The 18301-nt window shown below is 54.3% G+C and carries 17 protein-coding genes; 8 read left to right on the top strand and 9 right to left on the bottom strand.

Annotation, left to right across the window (positions count from 1 at the left end; all coding sequences use genetic code 11):
* Positions 1-174: 174 nt before the first annotated feature.
* From FDW94_RS03595 to FDW94_RS03585, 3 genes are all read left to right on the top strand, one after another.
* The gene (locus FDW94_RS03595) at positions 175-1077 is read left to right on the top strand and encodes a LysR family transcriptional regulator (RefSeq protein ID WP_079934602.1); all 903 of its coding nucleotides are present in this window, start codon (positions 175-177) and stop codon (positions 1075-1077) included.
* Positions 1078-1241: 164 nt separating this feature from the next.
* A complete protein-coding gene (locus FDW94_RS03590) occupies positions 1242-2465 on the top strand; it encodes a phosphoadenosine phosphosulfate reductase (protein ID WP_137377148.1) in 1224 nt (407 codons plus the stop codon).
* Positions 2450-3067 (top strand): ParB/RepB/Spo0J family partition protein, encoded by a 618-nt coding sequence (locus FDW94_RS03585; RefSeq protein WP_032942666.1) that lies wholly within the window; start codon positions 2450-2452, stop codon positions 3065-3067. The genes FDW94_RS03590 and FDW94_RS03585 overlap by 16 nt, the downstream gene beginning before the upstream one ends.
* On the opposite strand, the gene FDW94_RS03580 is transcribed toward FDW94_RS03585, so the two are convergent.
* Positions 3068-4228 (bottom strand): pyridoxal phosphate-dependent aminotransferase, encoded by a 1161-nt coding sequence (locus FDW94_RS03580; RefSeq protein ID WP_137377147.1) that lies wholly within the window; start codon positions 4226-4228, stop codon positions 3068-3070.
* Between the two features lie 132 nt (positions 4229-4360).
* Between FDW94_RS03580 and FDW94_RS03575 the strand changes: the two genes are divergently transcribed.
* Entirely contained in the window at positions 4361-5449 is a 1089-nt protein-coding gene (locus tag FDW94_RS03575) for an oxidoreductase (protein ID WP_137377146.1), read from the top strand.
* Between the two features lie 110 nt (positions 5450-5559).
* Here FDW94_RS03575 and FDW94_RS03570 read toward each other — a convergent pair whose 3' ends face one another.
* The 7 genes from FDW94_RS03570 to entC form a co-directional block, all read right to left on the bottom strand.
* Positions 5560-5757 carry a YbdD/YjiX family protein gene (locus FDW94_RS03570; RefSeq protein ID WP_003022064.1) on the bottom strand — a complete coding sequence of 66 codons (198 nt, stop codon included), beginning with the start codon at positions 5755-5757 and terminating at the stop codon, positions 5560-5562.
* 63 nt (positions 5758-5820) lie between these two features.
* Positions 5821-7926: a pyruvate/proton symporter CstA gene (gene cstA / locus FDW94_RS03565; RefSeq protein WP_008784063.1), complete on the bottom strand. Its 2106-nt coding sequence runs from the start codon at positions 7924-7926 to the stop codon at positions 5821-5823.
* Between the two features lie 184 nt (positions 7927-8110).
* Entirely contained in the window at positions 8111-8524 is a 414-nt protein-coding gene (gene entH, locus FDW94_RS03560) for a proofreading thioesterase EntH (RefSeq protein ID WP_003022055.1), read from the bottom strand.
* A gap of 2 nt (positions 8525-8526) precedes the next feature.
* Positions 8527-9282 carry a 2,3-dihydro-2,3-dihydroxybenzoate dehydrogenase EntA gene (entA, locus tag FDW94_RS03555; RefSeq protein ID WP_137377145.1) on the bottom strand — a complete coding sequence of 252 codons (756 nt, stop codon included), beginning with the start codon at positions 9280-9282 and terminating at the stop codon, positions 8527-8529.
* Positions 9282-10139: an isochorismatase gene (locus tag FDW94_RS03550; RefSeq protein ID WP_003831197.1), complete on the bottom strand. Its 858-nt coding sequence runs from the start codon at positions 10137-10139 to the stop codon at positions 9282-9284. The genes entA and FDW94_RS03550 overlap by 1 nt, the downstream gene beginning before the upstream one ends.
* A gap of 13 nt (positions 10140-10152) precedes the next feature.
* Complete coding sequence (gene entE / locus FDW94_RS03545) at positions 10153-11763, bottom strand: (2,3-dihydroxybenzoyl)adenylate synthase EntE (protein ID WP_137377144.1); 1611 nt, start codon at positions 11761-11763, stop codon at positions 10153-10155.
* A gap of 31 nt (positions 11764-11794) precedes the next feature.
* Entirely contained in the window at positions 11795-12970 is a 1176-nt protein-coding gene (gene entC, locus FDW94_RS03540; RefSeq protein WP_137377143.1) for an isochorismate synthase EntC, read from the bottom strand.
* Positions 12971-13157: 187 nt separating this feature from the next.
* Between entC and fepB the strand changes: the two genes are divergently transcribed.
* Complete coding sequence (gene fepB / locus FDW94_RS03535; protein WP_137377142.1) at positions 13158-14114, top strand: Fe2+-enterobactin ABC transporter substrate-binding protein; 957 nt, start codon at positions 13158-13160, stop codon at positions 14112-14114.
* Positions 14115-14174: 60 nt separating this feature from the next.
* Here fepB and entS read toward each other — a convergent pair whose 3' ends face one another.
* Entirely contained in the window at positions 14175-15410 is a 1236-nt protein-coding gene (entS, locus tag FDW94_RS03530) for an enterobactin transporter EntS (RefSeq protein ID WP_003831193.1), read from the bottom strand.
* Between the two features lie 109 nt (positions 15411-15519).
* On the opposite strand from entS, the gene fepD reads away from it, so the two are divergent.
* From fepD to fepC, 3 genes are all read left to right on the top strand, one after another.
* Entirely contained in the window at positions 15520-16527 is a 1008-nt protein-coding gene (gene fepD, locus FDW94_RS03525) for a Fe(3+)-siderophore ABC transporter permease (RefSeq protein WP_032942654.1), read from the top strand.
* Complete coding sequence (gene fepG, locus FDW94_RS03520; RefSeq protein WP_137377141.1) at positions 16524-17516, top strand: iron-enterobactin ABC transporter permease; 993 nt, start codon at positions 16524-16526, stop codon at positions 17514-17516. Before fepD ends, fepG begins: the two co-directional genes overlap by 4 nt.
* The coding region (gene fepC / locus FDW94_RS03515) for an iron-enterobactin ABC transporter ATP-binding protein (protein ID WP_137377184.1) at positions 17513-18301 on the top strand (789 nt) is incomplete at its 3' end. The genes fepG and fepC, both read left to right, overlap by 4 nt.

Raw genomic sequence — 18301 nt, 5'->3', positions numbered from 1 at the left:
CTCATTTCAATCACTCTTTAAAATGTATTTTTATCGTAACCATCAAGCAATCTGTGTTATTTTAGTTTAAGTTAATTATTCATTAAGCCATAAACATAAATTCTAAGAATGATTAGAATTTAAATTATTCAACAATTGAATTATCCTATACATTACCATCACAGGAAGGTATGCATGGCTAACCTCTATGACCTCAAAAAATTCGATCTTAACCTGTTGGTAATTTTTGAATGTATTTATCAACATTTGAGCATCAGTAAAGCTGCGGCAACACTGTATATTACCCCTTCAGCCGTCAGCCAGTCATTACAGCGACTGCGTACACAGTTTAACGACCCCTTGTTTATTCGCTCAGGCAAAGGCATTACGCCTACGGTCACAGGGGTAAACCTTCATCTTCACCTTGAAAAAAATCTCAATAATCTGGAACAAACCATCAATATCATGCACGGTTCCAGCCTGAAAAATAAATTCGTCATCTACAGCCCACAAATTACAACCAACCTGAATGTGACATCTTTAATTAATAGCCTCAGAGAAAATTCAGATATTGAAATTGAGCATCATGATATATTAATGTCAGCAGAAACGGCCGAAAACATCCTTGCCTATCGTAAAGCCGATCTGGTGATTACAACAACGCCAGTTCACAATCGTTCTATTGTATGTACTCATTTCAAGACTATTGACTGTGTTTTAGTGTGCAGTGGCAACCATCCCAGAATAAATGAAACGAGCACACTCGAACAAATTCAACAAGAGCAATTTACATATTTTTCCTCTGAAGATCAGGGCATTAAAGATTATCGTTCCCGTGCAAGCGAATCGATGGCATTCCATAAAGTAGGTTTTAGTAGCGACTCCTTACTCTCGATTGCTAACGTTATCGCCAGTACGGATATTATTGGTGCACTCCCCAGACAAATTTATGAAATTTATCAGCCAGCATTGAAATTTAAAGAAATTAAAACCGATTTTGAATTACCAAAAGTAAAATTATTCATAATGTATAACCGGGCATCATTGAATAACAAAGCCTTCGCAGAATACATAAGCAAACTATCCTTGGATAGTTAAGGATAACATGATTAAAAGCACATTATAATTCATATAAAATATACAATAACAAAATAGCATGCAGATAATGAATATATTTAAATATTGCATGCTGCAAGAAAAAGATTATCCTATTACGGACATTTATTATGGCTGCAAATAATAAAATTCGATATGGATTTGATATGTCTGTTTATAAAATACCGTTGGATAAAAATGTTCTGCAAGCAGCACAGGAACGCATTACCTGGACGCTTGAGACTCTACCGCGTGTCTGCGTTTCTTTCTCTGGAGGTAAAGATTCGGGGTTGATGTTACATCTGACCGCCGCCATTGCCCGCCAGTTACAGAAAAAAATAAACGTCTTATTTATCGACTGGGAGGCTCAGTTTTCCTGCACTATCGACTATGTCCAGGCGCTACGCGAGAATTATTCCGATGTCATCGAAGAATTTTATTGGGTTGCATTGCCGCTGACGACGCAAAATTCACTGTCACAATTTCAGCCTGAATGGCAATGCTGGGAACCGGGTACTCAATGGGTGCGCCAACCGCCCGCAGATGCCATTACCGATCCCGAGTTTTTCTCTTTCTATCAACCCGGTATGACTTTCGAGCAATTTGTTCGTGAGTTCGCTGAATGGTTTTCGCAGAAACGACCGGCCTCCATGATGGTCGGGATCCGCGCCGATGAGTCATATAATCGTTTCGTCGCCATTGCGAACTCGAAAAAACAGCGTTTTGCCGATGACAAACCCTGGACCACCAGCGCCCCCGGCGGGCATACCTGGTATATTTATCCGATTTATGACTGGAAAACAGCTGACATCTGGACGTGGTTTGCCAAGTCAACGCTCCCGTGTAATCCCCTGTATAACCTGATGTATCAGGCGGGGGTTCCCACGCGATACATGCGTATCTGCGAACCCTTTGGACCAGAACAACGCCAGGGGCTGTGGCTTTACCATGTTATTGAGCCTGAACGCTGGGCAATGATGTGCTCCCGCGTCAGCGGGGTAAAAAGTGGCGGGATATATGCTGGTCAGGACAACCATTTTTACGGTCACCGCAAAATATTAAAACCCGAACATTTAAGCTGGCAGGAATACGCCATGCTGTTATTGAAGAGTATGCCGGAAACGACCGCCGAACATTACCGCAATAAAATCGCCGTCTATTTACAGTGGTATAAGAAAAAAGGCATGGAGAATATCCCACAAACCCAGGAAAGAGATATTGGTTCAGTGGATATTCCGTCATGGCGGCGTATCTGTAAGGTCCTGCTGAATAACGACTATTGGTGCCGGGCTCTCTCATTTAGTCCAACGACACCCAAAAACTATCAACGCTACAATGAGCGCATGAAAACAAAACGCCAGGAATGGGGACTCTTATGCAACAGCGATTAACTCAGGAACTCCTCGGCTTTCTTTCTGGTTTATCAGAACCAGAGAGAATTGAAGCCATAAATGAATTCAGAAAGGCAATACACAGCGTCAGTCCCTTTCGCGAGGAGCCCGTAGATTGCGTTCTTTGGGTTAAAAATGATCATATTTCACCCAATGACTACAACCCCAATAACGTTGCGCCACCGGAGAAAAAGCTGCTGCTGAAGTCCCTCGAAGCTGACGGGTTTACGCAGCCCATTGTAGTGGTTCACTCAACGGCTGAAGAGTACGAAATTGTCGACGGTTTCCACCGCCACGAGTTAGGTAAAGCCAAAGCCTCACTGAGGCCCAGGCTGAAAGGATATCTGCCGGTTGCCTGTTTAGAACGCGAACGCCATGAGCGTATGGCGGCAACCATTCGCCACAACCGCGCTCGCGGGCGTCATCAAATCCACGCCATGTCCGAGATTGTCCGCGAGCTATCGCAACTGGGATGGAGTGAAGAAAGAATTGGCAAGGATCTTGGTATGGACAGCGATGAGGTGTTACGCCTGAAGCAAATCAACGGCCTGCAAGCGTTGTTTGCTGACCGTCGATTCTCCAAAGCCTGGACCGTGAAATAGCTACAACGAAACCAGACGCTCGGCTGCCGCTAACAGCGTCGATTCTTGCTTGGCAAAACAGAGGCGAATCAGTTTATGCGGGAAAGGATCGGCGCAGAACACCGACAGCGGAATTGCCGCAACGCCCACTTCAGTGGTCAGCCACTGGCAAAACTCCACATCGTTAAGCGAGGAAACGGCGCTGTAATCGACCAGTAAAAAGTATGTGCCTTCACACGGCAGAATTTCCAGTCGGCTGTCACGCAGCGCGTTCACTAACACGTCGCGTTTTTTCTGATAAAACGCGGGCAGTTCGCGATAGTGTGCCGGATCTTCTCGTAGCATATCCGCCAGTGCGAGCTGAGCCGGCGTGTTGACGGAAAACGTCAGATACTGGTGCACTTTTCGTAGCTCAGCGCTAATGGCGGCTGGCGCAACGCAGTATCCGACCTTCCAGCCGGTCATATGGTAGGTCTTACCAAACGATGAAACGGCAACAGCGCGTTCCCGCAGCTCTGAATGTGCCAGCACGCTGGCATGCCCCTGTTTGGCGAAACAGATATGCTCATAAACTTCGTCGCTGATGACAAAGATCTCGCGTTCTTTAATCGCCTGCCACAGCGCGTCAAAATCGGCGTGATGCCACACGGTGGCAGAAGGATTATGTGGCGTGTTCAGGATAACCAATCGGGTACGGTCGCTGAGTAAGGCACCAAACGCCTGCCAGTCGACGCGAAAAGACGGTGGTTGCAGGGCGATACGTTTAACCACACCACCGGATAATTCAACCGCAGGCGCATAGCTGTCGTAGCTCGGGTCAAAACAAATCACCTCATCACCAGGGCGCACCAGCGCAGTGATCGCGGCATATAATGCTTCTGTGGCCCCCGCCGTGATGGTCACTTCACTATTCGCGTCAGGTTTATAGCCGTACAGGTCTGCCGTTTTATCCGCGATAGCTTCGCGCAGCGGCTGCACGCCCGTCATCGGCGCATACTGGTTTGCGCCATGCGCGACGTGATACGCCTGACGCTCTTGCAAAAAGAGTGGACCGTCAAAATCAGGAAACCCCTGCGAGAGGTTAATGGCCTGATGCTGCTGCGCCAGCGCACTCATTTGCGTGAAGATAGTGGTGCCCAGATTAGGCAGTTTGCTTTGCGGAATCAGCGGGTTATTACTCATTATTGTTATCCCAGCGTGTGATGTTGTGGTTGAAGCCACTATAGCACGATGCTAGTATTTGGCAATCAAGACGTTCAGACGTCTATATAAAAATAACCTGCCTGGACAGGACAGCCAAAAGGACAACACAACATGAGTAATACCGAAATTCGCGTCGTCACCGGCCCAGCCAACTATTTTTCCCATCCTGGCAGCCTGTCGAGACTTAACGATTTTTTCACTGCCGACCAACTTTCACGCGCCGTGTGGGTTTATGGTGAACGCGCCATCGAAGCGGCCCGCCCTTACCTGCCAGAGGCTTTTCATCTTGCCGAGGCTAAACGCCTGCTGTTTACGGGACATTGCAGCGAAACCGATGTTGCCCAACTGGCAAAAGAGTCGGGAGAGGATCGCAGTGTGGTGATTGGCGTGGGTGGCGGTACATTGCTCGACACCGCTAAAGCGTTGGCCCGTCGTCTGGATCTGCCGTTTGTCGGTATTCCTACTATCGCGGCGACCTGCGCTGCCTGGACGCCGCTCTCCGTCTGGTATAACGATGCGGGCCAGGCACTACATTTCGAAATTTTCCCTGACGCGAACTTCCTCGTGCTGGTCGAACCCGGGATCGTTCTCAATGCGCCAGAAGAATACTTACTGGCGGGGATCGGCGACACGCTGGCAAAGTGGTATGAAGCCGTCGTGCTCGCACCTCAGCCGGAAACACTGCCATTGACAGTACGTCTGGGTATTCAAGCCGCGCAGACCATCCGCGACGTCCTGCTGGAAAGCAGCGAGCAGGCGCTGGCAGACAAACAACAAGGCACGCTAAGCCGCACGTTTTGCGATGTGGTGGATGCGATTATTGCCGGAGGCGGCATGGTTGGTGGTCTGGGTGAGCGCTACACACGCGTGGCGGCGGCGCATTCTGTTCACAATGGCCTGACCGTCCTCCCACAAACCGAGAAGTTTTTACACGGCACCAAAGTGGCGTACGGCATCCTGGTGCAGAGCGCGCTGCTGGGACAAGATGACGTGCTGGCGCAGTTAATTACCGCTTATCAGCGATTCAACCTGCCAACCCGATTAGCTCAACTGGAAGTGGACATCAATAACCGCGCCGAAATCGACAAAGTGATTGCGCACACTCTGCGCCCGGTGGAGTCCATTCACGCCCTGCCGGTAACGTTAAAGCCGGAGACACTGCGCGCAGCATTCGAAAAGGTAGAGTCGTTTACGGTGTGATTATGGTGCGGGTTGCCTGATGGCGGCTTCGCCTTATCAGGCCTACGACGACAAATTACGCCAATACGATGTTGTAGGCCGGATAAGCATCAACGCCATCCGGCAAAAAATCAACAGCACTTCGCGCCACCTTTCCCGCCATATCGCGCATCCTGGCGCTCGCGGAAAAATTCTTCGTAGGTCATTGGCGTCTGGTCCGGATGCGTGACGCGCATATGTTCAACATAGTTGTCGTAATCCGGCACACCTATCATTAATCGGGCGGTTTGACCTAAATACTTCCCGGCTTTGGCGAGTGTTTCAAACATAGTGTTTCCCTGTCGTACAAACGCCCTCCCCGTTCAGGAGAGGGCTCGTTGGTTAAGAGAATATTAGTGCGCGCCTTTCGCCTGCGCCACGATCTCTTCGACATTCTCAGGCATCGGCTCGTACGGTGTCTCTTTCGAAGTTGGTTTGTCCTCTTTCAATGCTGCCAGCGCAGTTTTGATGGAGAACAGACCCAGCACCACAACGACGACCATGAAGAAGATGGTAAGACCCGCATCCAGGCGGTTGTTAAACACCAGTTGCGTCAGCTGCGACTGGGTGTACTGCGCCGGAATGTTACCGCTGTCGATCATCGCCTGGAACTTGTTGGCGATAGCCAGGAAGCCGATTTTCGCATCCGGGCTAAACGCTTTCTGCCAGCCAGCGGTCAGGGTACAAATCAGCAGCCAGGCGGTTGGGACCAGTGCCACCCACGCGTAGCGCTGGCGTTTCATCTTGAACAGCACCACAGCACAGAGCATCAACGCCATACCGGCCAGCATCTGGTTGGCGATACCAAACAGCGGCCACAGGGTATTGATACCACCCAGAGGATCCACCACGCCCTGGTGTAAGAAGTAACCCCAGGCCAGCACGCACAGCGCTGTAGCCAGCAGGTTTGCAGGCAGCGAATCGGTACGTTTCAGGCTCGGTGATACCACGCCCAGCAAGTCCTGCAGCATAAAGCGCGCGGCGCGTGTACCGGCATCTACCGCCGTCAGAATAAACAATGCTTCAAACAGAATGGCGAAGTGATACCAGAATGCCACATCCATCATGCCACCCAGCGCGCCGTGCAGAATGTACGCCATCCCGACGGCCAGCGTCGGCGCACCACCTGCGCGGGAGATGATGGATTGCTCACCCACTTCATTGGCGATTTGATGCAGGGTGTCTGGCGTAATGGCAAAGCCCCAACTGCTGACTACCTGTGCCGCAGACGCCACTACGTCAACCGTGCCCGCAGGAGCCAGCACCGCCATCGGGCTGTTCATTGCAAAGTACACGCCCGGATCGATGATGCACGCGGAAACCAGCGCCATAATGGCGACAAAGGATTCCATCAGCATTCCGCCGTAGCCGATAAAGCAGGCCTGCCCTTCATTTGCCAGCATCTTCGGCGTGGTGCCGGAGGAGATCAGCGCATGGAAGCCAGAAACCGCACCACAGGCAATGGTAATAAACAGGAACGGGAACAAGTTACCGGTCCAGACCGGGCCAGTACCGTCAACAAACTTGGTCAGCGCAGGCATGGTCAGCGTCGGACGCATGATCAGAATCCCTACCGCCAGACCAACAATGGTGCCGATTTTCAGGAAGGTAGAGAGGTAATCACGCGGGGCCAGCAGCAGCCACACAGGCAGGACGGCGGCAACAAAACCGTAGCCCACCAGCATCCACGTCAGCTGTACGCCGGTAAAGTCAAAGTACGGTGCCCAGGTCGGGCTTTCAGCCACCCAGCCGCCGGAAATAATGGCAAACACCAGGAACACCAGACCGATGACCGACACTTCACCAATGCGGCCCGGGCGCAGATAGCGCAGATAAATCCCCATGAAGATCGCCAGCGGGATGGTGAACGCTACGGTGTAGGTTCCCCACGGACTGTGGGTCAGCGCTTTCACGACGATCATCGCCAGTACTGCGAGAATAATCACCATGATCATAAAACAGGCCACCAGCGCAATAACGCCCGCCGTTGGGCCCATCTCTTCTTTCACCAGTTCGCCAAGGGAACGACCATCGCGACGGGTAGAAACAAACAGCACCATGAAGTCCTGCACCGCACCCGCCAGTACCACCCCGGCGAGCAGCCAGATCATCCCCGGCAGATAGCCCATTTGCGCCGCCAGCACCGGTCCAACTAACGGACCCGCTCCGGCAATTGCCGCAAAATGGTGACCAAACAGCACTTTTTTATCGGTGGGAACATAATCCAGACCGTCGTTATGGCGCACGGCTGGCGTCATACGCGTCGGGTCAAGCGCCAGTACATTTTTCGCGATATACAGGCCGTAGAAACGGTAAGCGATAAGGTAGACACAGACCGACGCCACGACTATCCACAACGCGTTGATCTGTTCACCACGATTTAATGCGATATAGCCGAGGGCAAATGCTCCCATAACGGAGAGCACTGTCCAGACGAGGTACTTCCCTGATTTGTTCATAGTTGTTATCCGTTGTCCGATCCAGAGAGATGTTACATTTTGTTTCTATAACATCTTTTCTGAATTTAACAACCTGACAACCATGCAAACCCGAAGTATCACTGAGTATTTACATTGCATTGTTAACTAGATCACTTCATTTACCTGTTAACTCTGCAATTTCATTTTACTTTGCCGGGTGATCTCACCCCATCACCGCAGTGCCTAAACGGCAGGTGCAGCAGCGTCGTCCCTGCTCATCAAAGATGACGATTTCCCAGCTTTGATTTTGACGCCCAAGGTGCAGCGGCTGGCAAACGCCGCGCACTTTCCCTTGCGATACCGCCCGATGATGCGTGGCGTTGAGTTCCGTCCCCACTACGCATTGCCCGTCGCGGGTCATCAGATAACCCGCCATTGAACCCAGCGTTTCCGCCAGGGCCGCGGATGCGCCGCCGTGCAGCAGGCCAAATGGCTGATGCGTACGGCTATCCACTGGCATTTCGGCTTCCAGCACATCATCACCCAGCCGGGTATAGACCATGCCTAAATGCGCCACCATCGTGTTCTGACTGGTGGCATTGAGTTCATCCAGCGTTAAATGACGCTTCCAGATCATCGTCATGCCCCCAGCGTGGAACCGCCGTCCACCACGATATCCTGTAACGTAATGTGGCTGGCCAGATCGGAAGCGAGGAATAAAATAGTGTTGGTGATCTCTTGCGGCCGGGCGATTTTCCCCAGCGGAATCCCGAGTTTAAACTGCTCGCCAAATCCACGAATGCGCTGTTGCTCCGCGTCATCGCTAACCCACAGCGTGCGCTGCATATCGGTGTCGGTCGAGCCTGGCGACACCACATTACAGCGCACACCGCTGCCCGCCAGTTCAAGTCCGACGGTCAGCGCCAGACTTTTCAACGCGGCTTTTGACGCGCCGTAAGCACTCATGCCGATACGCGGCGTGTGCGCCGCATCCGACGCGACGGTCACGATCGCCCCGCCCTGCTGGCGACGAAACTGCGCCATCGTCTGCTGAAACAGATTGAACGCCCCACCAACGTTAACCGCAAACGTCTGCTGCCACTCCTCAGCGCTCAACGCATCTGTGGCCCCCATACGCAAAATACCTGCGGCATTGACCAACACATCTAAACGCTCGCGCGCTTTGAGGACACGCTGGCACACTTCAGCTACCTGTCCGGCATTTGCCACATCCAGCACTTCGGTCGCAAACGGGTAGTTATCCTGAGGAAATTCGCGATCGAATCCTGTCACCTCAGCGCCAGCATTCGCAAATGCCAACGCCGTGGTGTAGCCAATCCCTTTTCCCGCCCCGGTTACCCAGACGGTTTTCCCGGCAAAATCAAATCCAGCCATTACTTCACCTCGCGGGAGAGCAGCGCCCACCAAGCGTCAATGGTCGGTTTTTTCGCCAGCATCACGAAATCAATGTCACCATGAACCTTACGCCAGCGCGCCGCCAGCGCCATCATGCGCACGGAATCCAGCCCGTAGTCGATCAGGTTTTCGTCATCCATCGGCTCTTCAGACTCATCCAGCAACGGCAGAATAACGCTGCGCAACGCATCTTTACTGGTCGGGACCGGTGTCGGCAATAATTCCTGGGTCATTACCACACGCCCGGAACGTCCCGCCACGTATTTCAGCGACATCAGGTGTTCGTCACGGCTAAAGTCCGCCAGCGCATCGGCAACCATAAACGGCTTGATGTCACGCATGAAGGCGTCCGTTGCGGTGGTCATACAGCCGATATGCGCATACACCCCGGTAATGATCAGTTGATTACGCCCGGTTTCCTTGAGCATCTGTTCCAGCGGGGAACGATGAAATGCGCTATAACGCCATTTCACCAGAATGGTATCCGCTTCATCCGGCGCCAGCGCCTCAACGATCTTTTGTTGTTCCGGGGAACGCGTCAGGCCCGGTCCCCACATATCATTGAGCAGAGCGCGGTCTTCATCACTCTGTTCTTTCGGCTGAGCGGTGTAATACACCGGAATGTTATGCTCTTTGCAGTACTGGCGCAGCGCGGCGATGTTCGCGACGACCTGCTCCATCATCGGGCAGTTATCGCCCCAAAAGCCGATAAAATAATCCTGCATGTCGTGGATCAACAGCGCGGCGCGTTCAGGGTCAAATGCCCAGTCGACTTTGTTCACCGGAACATCGAGCGCCGTTGGTAGCGCATAAGCCTGCAGTTTAGGAATTGCCATTTCTATTTCTCCTTCAGGCCAGTGAACGTGATGCCAGCCACTGACGTAATTGTTTTTTATCTACCTTCCCCACTGGAGTCAGCGGTAATGACTCAACGCACTCAACACGATCGGGTAATTTGAATTCCGCTATGCCCTGTTCGCGTAGAAAACGGCGCACCTGCACCGCGCGCAGCGGCTCTTTCACCACCAGCCAGGCACAGCTTTTCTCACCCATCAGTTCGTCTTCCATACTGACCAGCGCGGCATGGATCACCATTGGATGGCGCAGCAGCAGGTTTTCAATCTCTTCAGCGGCGATCTTCTCCCCGCCGCGATTGATCTGATCCTTTTCACGCCCCTGAACGGTGATGTAACCATCCGGATCGATAGCGATCAGATCGCCGGAACAGTAAAAGCCGTTGGCGTCAAAGGCGCTGGCATTATGCTCAGGACTTTTGAAATAACCGCGGAAGGTGTACGGACCACGCGTCATCAGGCGTCCGGTCTCTCCCTGGGCTAAAGGGTTACCGTCAGCGTCTGCTACCCAGACTTCATCATCGGGACACATCGGGCGACCCTGGGTATTGATGATGCGCTCAGGACTGTCGTCCAGACGGGTATAGTTCACCAGCCCTTCCGCCATGCCGAAGACCTGCTGCAACTGGCAGCCAATCTCGGCTGGAATACGTGCCGCAAGCGTGGCAGAAAGTCTCGCGCCACCGACCTGAAGCAGTTTCAGCGAAGCCAGTTGCGCATTACTGCCCCACTCCGCAATCGCCTGCAACCACAGGCTCACCGCAGGTGGCACCAGCGCCGTGACGTTAACCTGATGCTGTTCAATCAGCGGGAAACACAGAGTGGCACTCGGGTCAGCCGCCAGCACCACGGTGCCGCCAGCCAGGAATACGCCCAGCGCGCCTGGCGAACTCATGGCGTAGTTATGCGCCGCCGGGATTGCGCATAAATAACGCGTTTCCCCGGTGAAGCGGCAAATCTCATTGCTGCGACGCACGCTGTAGTAGTAATCGTTATGAGTGCGAGGAATCAGCTTTGGCGTCCCGGTCGTCCCGCCAGAAAGCTGGAAGTACGCCACCTCATCAGCAGGCGATGGCGTGGCGGAAAAATCTGTCGCAGGCTGGTTTATCGCCGTTTGCAGATTGTGTTCACCTTCAGCGTTGCGCAGTAACACCACGCGCACTGAATTGTGTTCGGCCACAAAAGCGTTAAGAAAATCGTCGCCGCTAAACAGCGTATGCTGGCGATCGGCAATCAGCAGTGCCGGCTCAATCTGTTTGGCATAGGCGTTGAGTTCGTTACGCTGATGGCTGAACAGCGCCAGCACTGGAGCTACGCCCAGCTTGAGCAGCGCAAAGAAGGTGATATACAGCTCAGCCACATTGCCCAGTTGTACCAGCGCGGTTTCGCCGGGTTTGATCCCCTGGCAACGCAAACTGCAGGCAAGGTTGTCAGCGGCCTGATTCAGCTGGCGATAGCTCAGATGGCGTTCACCATCAATAACCGCCGTATGGTCGCTGTCGGCGTGACGGGTCAGAATGTCGGTCAGCGGCAAATCCTGCCAGTAACCTTTTTCACGATACCTGCGGGCAAACTCTTCCGGCCAGCGGGTGAAAGGAATACTCATTATTGCTCCTTAAAGCCAGTCCACAAGGCTCTTAATGCAGTCCAAAAACATTCAACATCGTGGAGAGCTTGGCCCCCGTTTCACGCCATTCCGCAACCGGGGAAGAGGCTGGAACAATTCCTGCTCCGGCAAAAAAACGCACCTGATTGCGCAGCAGCTTCGCACAGCGGATCGTCACCACCCACTCACCGTTACCTTCGGCATCACACCAGCCGACAATACCGCCGAACAATTCACGATCGAACGGCTCCAGCTCGGCGATAAGCTTGCGCGCAACCTGATGTGGGAAGCCGCTTAGCGCAGGCGTCGGATGCAGCAGGCACGCCAGCGTCAGGGCGTTTTCCTGCGGGTTGGCTTTACCTTCAAACGGCGTGCCGAGGTGCCAGAGCGTCGGCGTGGTAACCAGCTGCGGAGAAGAAGGCAGTTGCAATTCACGGCTGCGATCGCGCAATACCGTTTTCATCGCCTGCGTCACCAGTTCGTGCTCATGGCGGTCCTTCTCAGACGCCAGCAGGCGGATCCCTGCTTCGCGATCCAGCACATCATCAGGCTGACGACGTGCAGAGCCAGCCAGCGGCAGAGAACTGAAACGATCGCCTTCTTTGCGCAGTAGCAGTTCCGGGCTGGCACCAATCAATACGCCGCCGTCTTCAATCGGTACATGGAAGTTGTAGCTCGCTGGATTTTGCGCCACCAGACGCTCCAGCAGCGCACCGCTGTCAATGTTGGCATCGGCGGTGATATCGATCAGGCGTGACAACACCACTTTGTCGACTTCCGGAGTGGACGTCAGCGCAGCCGCCCGGGCGACCATATCTTCAAAAAAGTCCTGTTCCGGGATCGATTTACGTTCAACGACGTTCAGCGGCTGATGCGCGGTAAAGTAACGTGATGATTGCTGCTTCGCCGTACGAGAGAAGCTCTGCCATGATTGGGGAATAAACAGCGATGATGGCTGGCGGGTATCAAAGGGAATCGCCCCGACCATGACAGGGTTCGCGATGCCCTGCGATTTGGCATCAGCAAACAGTGCGTTCATTTTCTGTTGGAAAGGGCTGTCTGGCGAATCGCCATCAATTGCCGGTTCCGCATAGCGGGCGAAGCATCCTGACGTCGTAAAACTACGGTACGGCGACATAAAGAAAAAACTGTCGGGAGCGAGCGTCGGCATAGTCTGCGTTTTTTCCTCGGCCAGTGACGTATCCATATCATCCTCCAAAAATGATAAAGGCTCTAATAATGATTATCATTTATATTTTCGGTCGCTAACCTAAAAGTAAAGCGGCGGTATGTCAACTCTTGTGGTAGCACAATGTGCGACTTTGGCTTGCATCCTTGCTCGCTAACAATGAAAATGAGAAGCATTACTCATACTGATAACAGGAAGCCGATTCGTGAGTCTCCCCTCTTTTTGCCGCACCGTGCTCTTACTGGCAGGTTTATCTCTTTCAGGAATTTCTTCAGGTCACGCCGCCGACTGGCCGCGTCAGGTTACTGACAGCCGCGGCACGCATACGCTGGAGCATAAGGCGCAGCGAATTGTCTCCACCAGCGTGACCCTCACCGGCTCGCTGCTGGCGATTGATGCTCCGGTCATTGCCAGCGGTGCCACTACGCCGAACAATCGCATCGGCGATGCGCAGGGCTTTTTACGTCAGTGGAGCGAAGTAGCAAAAGAACGCAAACTGAGCCGCCTGTATATCGGCGAACCGAGCGCCGAGGCCGTCGCAGCTCAAATGCCGGATCTGATTCTGGTAAGCGCCACTGGGGGAGATTCTGCCCTCGCGCTATACGATCAGCTGTCCACCATTGCGCCAACGCTCATCATTAATTACGACGATAAAAGCTGGCAGTCGCTGCTGACCCAGTTAGGTGAAATTACCGGTCAGGAGCAACAGGCAGCTGCGCGAATTGCCGAGTTTGATAAGCAACTTCAGGCGGTTAAGCAACATATTACCCTGCCACCACAGCCGGTCAGCGCGCTGGTATATACCGCCGCGGCGCACAGCGCCAACCTGTGGACGCCTGAGTCAGCGCAAGGCAAGCTGATGGAGCAGTTAGGGTTCACGCTGGCAACGCTGCCTGCCAACTTGCACACCAGCCAGAGTCAGGGCAAACGCCACGATATCATCCAGCTTGGCGGTGAGAACCTGGCAGCAGGCCTGAACGGCGAAGCGCTGTTCCTGTTTGCTGGCGACAGCAAAGATGCCGACGCTATTTACGCCAATCCGCTTCTGGCGCATCTGCCAGCCGTGCAGAATAAACGCGTTTACGCCCTGGGTACGGAAACCTTCCGTCTCGACTACTACAGCGCCACGCTGCTGCTGCAACGTCTGTCGGCTCTGTTTTAATGTTCAGCGCCGGATGCGGCTAACGCCTTATCCGGCCTACAACCGTAGAGCACAACGCGATCAGACATTCACGGGGACCTGCCGGAATCGGCGCACTTCTCCCAACAGCAGCAGCAGTAACAGACCGACAATCACCAGTCCAAATCCACTCACGCTTGCCGAAGCAACCGGCGTCATCATCGCGCCCAGACCACCTAACAACGCCGCGCCAATCGCATCGCCGGTGACGTTTTGCGCCGTCCACAAACCGTTAATTCGTCCGAGCATCGCTTCCGGCGTCTGCGTCTGTAACAGGGTGTACTGCAACAAAGAGCTGACCGCACTCAACCAGCCAAACAGCGCCAGACAAACCACACCAAGCTGCCAGACGGGCATCAAGCCAAACAGGCCGATAGCCAGAAATGAAGCCACGGTCGATGCCAGCATAATCAGTCCCGGACGAACGCTGTGCGCCAGTTGTCCGCTGGTCAATGCGCCCACGGCTGCCCCCAGCGGAATAGCCGCATACAGCAGGCCAATTTGCGCACTCGACATGTGCCAGTTAATCGCCAATGCCGGATACAGCACACGCACGGCGCTCGCCATGGTTAACAGACCACCGAGCAGCGCAATGCCGCCAATCAGCGGGCTGGCAAGCAGAAAGCGAAATGCTGCCAGCAGCGATTTCAGCGGATGCTCGCGCGGCTGCGGCGGAGGCGGCAACGCAGGAAGGCTCAGCAGCGGTAGTAAGGTAATGAAGGTTCCCGCCGCCGCCAGTCCGTAGTTCCAGGCCACGCCGCCAGTCGCGAGCAGCACCCCGCCAAGCATCGGTGAAATTACCGATCCAAGACGCACCGTCAGCATGGTAATCGCCCCAGCCTGCATCAAATTCTCGCGCCCAACCAGCGCTGGCGTCGCAGCCAGCAATGCGGTCACGCCCAGCGAGGCAAAGAAACCATCCCATAAGCCAAGCAGATAAATCGCCAGCAACGACGGTTCGGGCAGCAGCGCATTCAGACACAGGCCAATAAAGCCAATACCACAGGTTCCACGCGCCAGCAGGATCACTTTTTTACGCTCATAGCGGTCGGCCAGCACTCCGCCCACCATCAGGCCAATAAACATTGCGCTACCGGTCAACGTCACCGACAAACCCACCTGCCAGGTCGACTGGGTCATCATCTGGATCTGTACCGGAACCGCCACGCCGAGTAGCCCCAGAGAGACAATGGAAATAAAACGGGCGAGGAAAACAGCGCGAAATGCTGGGTGGGTCTTTAACAGGCTGAGATTGAGCAGCCAGGATTGTCGATTCATTACAGAGCCTTACCAGGTACTTTTTCAATATCCATTCGATGGCTGCACATGCTAACATATCCAAATAAGATCGATAACGATAATTACTATCATTATCAGGGAAGTTGATATGTCATGCTCTGTTTCCGCGACACGCGCCTTCGCCGTGCCCGGACTATTGTTATTACTTGTTCTCACCACGGTATTAAGTCTGGTTATTGGCGCCAAGTCGCTACCTGCCTCCGTGGTGCTGGATGCGCTCACCGGCAGTTGTCAAAGTGCTGATTGCACCATCGTGCTGGACGCGCGCTTGCCGCGCACTCTGGCGGGGCTGCTCGCCGGTGGTGCGCTGGGCCTGGCTGGCGCACTAATGCAAACGCTCACGCGTAACCCTCTCGCCGATCCCGGCATTCTGGGTGTCAACTCCGGCGCCAGCTTCGCTATTGTGCTGGGGGCCGCGCTGTTCGGCTTTTCCTCTGCGCAAGAACAGCTGCTGATGGCCTTTTGCGGTGCGCTGGCTGCATCGCTGATCGTAGCTTTTACCGGTAGTCAGGGCGGCGGGCAGTTAAGCCCGGTACGTCTGACCCTGGCGGGCGTCGCGCTGGGCGCGGTGCTGGAAGGATTATCCACCGGCATCGCCCTGCTCAACCCGGACGTTTACGATCAGTTGCGTTTCTGGCAAGCCGGCTCACTGGATATCCGCAGCCTGCAAACGCTGAAAGTTGTGCTGGTACCAGTACTGATTGCCGCGGCTGTCGCACTGTTCCTCAGTCGCGCTCTGAATAGCCTGAGCCTCGGCAGCGACACCGCTACCGCGCTTGGCAGTAAAGTCGCTCGCACGCAGTTTATTGGCCTGCTGGTTATTACCGTACTGTGCGGCAGTGCGACCGCGATTGTTGGTCCTATCGCCTTTATCGGCCTGATGATGCCGCACATGGCGCGCTGGCTGGTGGGGGCGGATCACCGCTGGTCACTGCCCGTAACCCTACTGGCAACGCCTACTCTGTTACTGATTGCCGATATAATCGGTCGCCTGATTGTCCCCGGCGAGCTGCGCGTGTCGGTAGTCAGTGCTTTTATCGGTGCACCGGTGCTTATCTTTCTGGTACGCCGTAAATCGCGCGGGGGTGGCGCATGATACACCTCTCCCGCCGCCTGATAATCAGCAGCCTGCTGCTGGTTGCAGGTTGTCTCGTCATTGGTTTGTGGAGCCTGCGTAGCGGCGTTGTTACGCTGGAAACCCAGCAAATTATTGCCGCCCTGCTCGGCGATGCGCCGCGCAGTATTACGCTGGTGGTGACCGAATGGCGTTTGCCTCGCGTGCTCATGGCGCTATTAATTGGCGCGGCGCTCGGCGTGAGCGGCGCAATATTTCAGTCACTGATGCGTAACCCGCTGGGCAGCCCGGATGTGATGGGTTTCAATACCGGAGCCTGGAGCGGTGTGCTGGTGGCAATGGTGCTCTTCGGACAGCATCTCACCGCTATCGCGCTGGCGGCCATGCTGGGTGGGATTCTGACTTCTCTGGTGGTCTGGGCGCTCGCCTGGCGCAATGGGATCGACACCTTCCGGCTGATTATTATCGGTATCGGCATTCGCGCCATGCTGGTGGCGTTCAACACCTGGCTACTGCTGAAAGCATCATTAGAAACCGCGCTGACGGCCGGGCTGTGGAACGCCGGATCGCTCAATGGCCTGACCTGGGCCAAAACCTGGCCTTCTGCCCCGCTGATTATCATCATGCTGGTGTGCGCCGCGCTGCTGGTACGCCGGATGCGCTTACTGGAAATGGGTGATGACAGCGCCTGTGCGCTTGGCGTCAGCGTTGAGCGCTCACGTTTGATGATGATGCTGGTTGCGGTGGTACTGACCGCTGCCGCCACCGCGCTGGCCGGTCCTATCTCGTTTATTGCTCTTGTCGCGCCGCATATCGCGCGACGTATAAGCGGTACATCGCGCTGGGGATTAACCCTGTCGGCGCTGTGCGGCGCGTTGCTGTTGCTGATGGCGGATTTATGCGCCCAACAGCTGTTTATGCCTTATCAGCTTCCGGTGGGCGTTGTCACCGTAAGCCTCGGCGGTATTTATCTTATCGTCTTGTTAATTCAGGAGTCCCGCAAAAAATGATCGAATCAGTAGCCCGTTTGCGTGGCGACCAGTTAACGTTGGGTTATGGCAAGTTTACCGTGGCGGAAAACCTCAATGTGTCGATTCCCGACGGCCATTTCACCGCGATTATCGGGCCAAACGGCTGCGGGAAATCAACCCTACTGCGCACGCTGAGTCGTCTGATGACGCCCGCGCATGGCAAGGTCTGGCTCGATGGTGAGCATATTCAGCACTATGCCAGCAAAGAAGTCGCCCGCAGAATAGGTTTGCTGGCGCAAAACGCCACCACGCCGGGGGATATTACGGTACAGGAGCTGGTTGCCCGCGGACGCTACCCACACCAGCCGCTGTTTACCCGCTGGCGGCAAGAGGATGAAATTGCGGTCTCAAACGCCATGCAGGCGACGGGTATCACCCACCTGGCATCACAAAGTGTGGATACCCTTTCCGGCGGACAACGTCAGCGTGCATGGATTGCGATGGTGCTGGCGCAGGAAACGTCGATTATGCTGCTCGATGAACCCACCACCTGGCTGGATATCAGTCATCAGATCGATCTGCTGGAACTGCTGAGTGAGCTAAACCGGGAAAAAGGTTACACGCTGGCCGCCGTTTTGCACGACCTGAATCAGGCCTGTCGCTATGCAACACATCTGATCGCGCTGCGTGACGGAAAAATAATTGCCGAGGGTGCACCGAAGGAGATCGTCACCGCGCAGCTTATTGAAAAAATCTATGGACTGCGCTGTATGATTATCGACGATCCGGTTGCCGGAACGCCGTTAGTGGTGCCGCTTGGACGC

Origin of the sequence: Citrobacter sp. wls757 (assembly GCF_005280935.1) — a bacterium.
GTDB classification, from domain to species: domain Bacteria; phylum Pseudomonadota; class Gammaproteobacteria; order Enterobacterales; family Enterobacteriaceae; genus Citrobacter; species Citrobacter portucalensis.
Note: the sequence above shows the minus strand (reverse complement) of the source record. Positions and strands in the feature narration are given on the sequence as shown.

What these genes read in the sequence shown, in the direction of transcription:
- entS (WP_003831193.1), bottom strand. Translation starts at nt 15,410, where the DNA reads ATGAATCGACAATCCTGGCTGCTCAATCTCAGCCTGTTAAAGACCCAC.
- FDW94_RS03570 (WP_003022064.1), bottom strand. Translation starts at nt 5,757, where the DNA reads ATGTTTGAAACACTCGCCAAAGCCGGGAAGTATTTAGGTCAAACCGCC.
- FDW94_RS03595 (WP_079934602.1), top strand. Translation starts at nt 175, where the DNA reads ATGGCTAACCTCTATGACCTCAAAAAATTCGATCTTAACCTGTTGGTA.
- FDW94_RS03590 (WP_137377148.1), top strand. Translation starts at nt 1,242, where the DNA reads ATGTCTGTTTATAAAATACCGTTGGATAAAAATGTTCTGCAAGCAGCA.
- FDW94_RS03550 (WP_003831197.1), bottom strand. Translation starts at nt 10,139, where the DNA reads ATGGCAATTCCTAAACTGCAGGCTTATGCGCTACCAACGGCGCTCGAT.
- entH (WP_003022055.1), bottom strand. Translation starts at nt 8,524, where the DNA reads ATGATCTGGAAGCGTCATTTAACGCTGGATGAACTCAATGCCACCAGT.
- cstA (WP_008784063.1), bottom strand. Translation starts at nt 7,926, where the DNA reads ATGAACAAATCAGGGAAGTACCTCGTCTGGACAGTGCTCTCCGTTATG.
- entA (WP_137377145.1), bottom strand. Translation starts at nt 9,282, where the DNA reads ATGGCTGGATTTGATTTTGCCGGGAAAACCGTCTGGGTAACCGGGGCG.
- entC (WP_137377143.1), bottom strand. Translation starts at nt 12,970, where the DNA reads ATGGATACGTCACTGGCCGAGGAAAAAACGCAGACTATGCCGACGCTC.
- fepG (WP_137377141.1), top strand. Translation starts at nt 16,524, where the DNA reads ATGATACACCTCTCCCGCCGCCTGATAATCAGCAGCCTGCTGCTGGTT.
- FDW94_RS03580 (WP_137377147.1), bottom strand. Translation starts at nt 4,228, where the DNA reads ATGAGTAATAACCCGCTGATTCCGCAAAGCAAACTGCCTAATCTGGGC.
- FDW94_RS03575 (WP_137377146.1), top strand. Translation starts at nt 4,361, where the DNA reads ATGAGTAATACCGAAATTCGCGTCGTCACCGGCCCAGCCAACTATTTT.
- entE (WP_137377144.1), bottom strand. Translation starts at nt 11,763, where the DNA reads ATGAGTATTCCTTTCACCCGCTGGCCGGAAGAGTTTGCCCGCAGGTAT.
- FDW94_RS03585 (WP_032942666.1), top strand. Translation starts at nt 2,450, where the DNA reads ATGCAACAGCGATTAACTCAGGAACTCCTCGGCTTTCTTTCTGGTTTA.
- fepD (WP_032942654.1), top strand. Translation starts at nt 15,520, where the DNA reads ATGTCATGCTCTGTTTCCGCGACACGCGCCTTCGCCGTGCCCGGACTA.